At 66.4% G+C, this 2,252-nt stretch carries 2 protein-coding genes and 1 pseudogene; 1 reads left to right on the forward strand and 2 read right to left on the reverse strand.

The window, feature by feature from the left end; translation table 11 throughout:
• Positions 1-287, reverse strand: a 287-nt coding sequence (locus FVW20_RS13085; RefSeq protein WP_231039095.1) for an L-threonylcarbamoyladenylate synthase, incomplete at its 3' end; no start/stop codon positions are given.
• Positions 288-428: 141 nt separating this feature from the next.
• Here FVW20_RS13085 and FVW20_RS13090 point away from each other — a divergent pair.
• Positions 429-896: a 23S rRNA (pseudouridine(1915)-N(3))-methyltransferase RlmH gene (locus FVW20_RS13090; protein WP_196609966.1), complete on the forward strand. Its 468-nt coding sequence runs from the start codon at positions 429-431 to the stop codon at positions 894-896.
• A gap of 13 nt (positions 897-909) precedes the next feature.
• On the opposite strand, the pseudogene FVW20_RS13095 reads toward FVW20_RS13090, so the two are convergent.
• Positions 910-2,252: pseudogene (locus FVW20_RS13095) on the reverse strand (STT3 domain-containing protein); the annotation flags it as partial.

A 2,252-nucleotide genomic window follows, 5' to 3' on the forward strand; every position in this document is an offset into this window, starting at 1 on the left:
GGCACGCCGGGTGCGGCAGGCAGCAGGATGGACAGCGGCCCCGGCCAGAACCACCGGGCCAGGCCTTCCGCCACCGGGTCCATGGGGGCCGCCACCTGCGCCAACTGGTCCACGTGGCCCACGATGACCGGCAGGGCCAGGCGGTGGGCGCGGCGTTTCACCCGGTACACTTCGTCCACGGCACCCGCATGGGTGGCCAGGCACCCCACGCCAAAGAAGGTCTCGGTGGGAAACACCACCACCCGTCCCGAGCGCAGCAGCGCGGCGGCATCGTCCATGTTCAGCATCTGGCAATCCGTTGTTGGGTCAGGCATGACAACAAAACTGGGAATCCGGCCGGATGCCGCGCCGCGCCGCGCCATGCGGCTTGCCGCCCATGCCGCGCCGGGGTAGACCATGGCCCGAGAACACACGCATCCGGAGGTTTCGTGAAATCACTGCGCCTTCTGGCGGTGGGCAAGCTGAAGACGCCGTTCTGGCAGCAGGCCGCCGCGCATTACCTGGAACGGCTACGCCACACCTGGCGCGTGACCGAAACCCTGGTCCGCGACGGCGACGCCGCCCTGCCGCCCGCCAGACGCAACGCGGACGAAGGCGCGCGCCTGCTGGCCGCCCTTGGCCCCGCCGACATTGTTGTGTGCATGGACGAACGTGGCAAGGCCTACACCTCGCGCGAGTTCGCCGCGCTGCTGGACCGGCTGACGGAAAACGCCACGGCGGCGCCGTGCTTCGTCATTGGTGGCGCCTACGGCCTGGACGATGCCGTGCTCAGGCGGGCCACCCTGCGCGTCTGCCTTGGCCCCATGACCTTCCCCCACGAGATGGCCCGGGTGGTGCTGCTGGAACAGTTGTACCGGGCGGACTGCATCCTGCGCGGTTCACCGTATCATCACTAACGGCAGGGCACTGTTACAATACTTCGTACACACGCGTATGCACGTTGTCGAACACCAGCTTGAAATACGGCGTGAAGCGCGGATCTTCCGGTGACGACAGCAGCAGCTGCACCATCAGCGTGTTGTACATGTCGTCGTCGATGACCAGTTTGTCTCCGGTGGTGCGGTTGAAGATGAAGTGCCGTCCGTTGAACCGGAAGTACATCTGGCGCTGCAGCCCCGTATCGTCAAGCACATCGATGGATTCCGCGTACACCGGGTCCATGTTCTGCACCAGCACCACGCCGTTCTCCATGCTGAATTGCAGCGGCTTGCTGATGGAGGCTATCTGGTAGCCCCGGCCTTCCTTGGCCAGAAAGTCCCACCTGCCATAGGTGGTTATCCAGAAACCCAGGCGCAGCATGTCGAAACTGACCACAAGGTACTGCCTGCCCTGCGCCGCCACCAGCGGTTCCTTGCGAGCCGCCAGCTTGCGCATCAGGTCGTCGGCGTCGTGGTTGTTCATGCCCTCGAAGACGTTGCCGGGAATGTTGCCCTTGCTGGCCGCGTACTTGACGAGTTGCCGGGCAAAACGCGGATTGTCCGAGGCGTACACGGCTGCGGGTACAAACAGCGAAGGCCCGCCGTGGCTCGCGCCGTCGGCGATGGTCGAGCGGTGCGCGAAGTGGTGGGTGGAATAGCCCCAGTCCCACCAGTTCCAGATCATGGATTCTTCCGGCGTGTTGGTGCGCAGGAATTTCAGCGCCGCCGCGTGCCGCCGGTTAATGATGGGCCCCTGGGTCATGGCCGGGATCACTTCAAGGTACGGCGCGCCCAGCACCACCAGCAGCACGGCGGAAACCAGCAGCCGCCCTGCGGTGCGGTAGAAGTTGTCGCGCAGCACAAGGCCAGCCAGCCAGTGCACCGGCATGCAGATGCCAAGGGCCATCACCGGCGCCCCGAACATGACCATGCGCCCGCCCAGCTTGATGGACAGGAAGGCCAGCACCGCCAGCGGCAGGTGGAACAGCGCCGCCGGACGCGCCACCAGCGCGATGCCGAACCCGGCCAGTCCGGCCAGCGCGGCGGGCATCCACGGATGGAAGTAGGCCAGTACTTCCGCCACCGAAAGATCCTGCACCTCGATGATGCTCTGGGCCACCGAAGGATAGACCAGCACGTCGCCGTCGGCCTGGGCCACGGCATCGCCCGCCCGCTTGATGTAGCTTTGGGCCGAGTTCAGCATGGTCTGGAACACGTCGGCATCGGCCACCAGCCACAGCACCACCAGCCACAGCGCGGCGTGCACCACCCGCCGCTCGGCCAGCGCCCGCAGGAAGGGCCACGGACCGCGCAGCCCCACCGCCAGCAGCGCCG

Source organism: Nitratidesulfovibrio oxamicus, from assembly GCF_015731765.1.
Classification (GTDB): Bacteria; Desulfobacterota; Desulfovibrionia; order Desulfovibrionales; family Desulfovibrionaceae; genus Cupidesulfovibrio; species Cupidesulfovibrio oxamicus.